Source organism: Vibrio sp. Y176, assembly GCF_033438945.1.
The window spans coordinates 1-951 of record NZ_JAWOQS010000171.1 but is presented as its reverse complement, the minus strand read 5'-3'; the positions used below and the strand labels follow the sequence as shown (position 1 = coordinate 951).

General features: G+C 46.2%; 1 protein-coding gene. It reads right to left on the bottom strand.

What is annotated here, in order from left to right:
- Positions 1-836, bottom strand: an 836-nt coding sequence (locus R7O13_RS24900) for an IS256 family transposase (RefSeq protein WP_318304946.1), incomplete at its 3' end; no start/stop codon positions are given.
- Positions 837-951: the final 115 nt, after the last annotated feature.

The following is a 951-nucleotide window of genomic DNA, read 5'->3' as shown; positions in this document are numbered from 1 at the left end:
TTCTTCAGGTCAGTCGTCACCGCTTTGTAGTCTTTCCAAGGGACGTACTTGACCGAGTTTCGCACCATGTGGACGATACAGAGCTGTATTTGCGTTTCTGGGAATGCAGTATTGATAGCATCGGGAAAGCCCTTTAGTCCGTCAACACACGCGATAAGGGTGTCTTTCACCCAACGGTTTTGAAGCTCAGTCAGCACATTAAGCCAGAATTTGGCACCTTCCGTTTCAGAGAGCCACATACCGAGCAGTTCTTTTTGGCCTTCCATGTTCACGCCTAACGCAAGATAGACCGCTTTATTGATGACTTGCTTGTCTTGACGCACCTTAACCACAATGCAATCGAGATAAACAATGGGATAGATTTCATCGAGAGGTCGCGACTGCCATTCAATCACTTGTTCAAGCACTGAGTCGGTAACCTTTGATATCAGCGTTGGTGAGACGTCTGCATCATACATTTCCTTGAACGTTGCGACGATTTCACGTGTGGTCATGCCTTTCGCGTACAGGCTCAATATCTTGTCGTCCATGGATTGGAATCGAGTTTGGTGCTTGCGGACGAGTTGAGGTTCAAAGCTGGCTTCACGGTCGCGAGGGACGTCGATATCGACCTCTCCATCATCGGTGATGATTGACTTACCCGAGTAACCATTGCGGGAGTTGGAGCTGGTTCTAGATTGGTGTTTTTGATATCCAAGGTGCTCATCGAGTTCAGCGTTTAACGCCGTTTCAACGGTCACCTTGGTTAACATTTTACGGAAGTCGTCCAGATCAGATTCTGTTTTAATTGACTTCGCTGCTTCACGAGCAAAAGCTTCAAGTGCTTTCTTATCCATATTGTCCATCCTTAGCCTTTAAGGCTTAAGTCTAGACAGTTACACAGAATTCGGGACACTCTCTTTATAAATGAATACTTGCGCTCTATTTCGATAAAAAACGTCCCTTTGATGC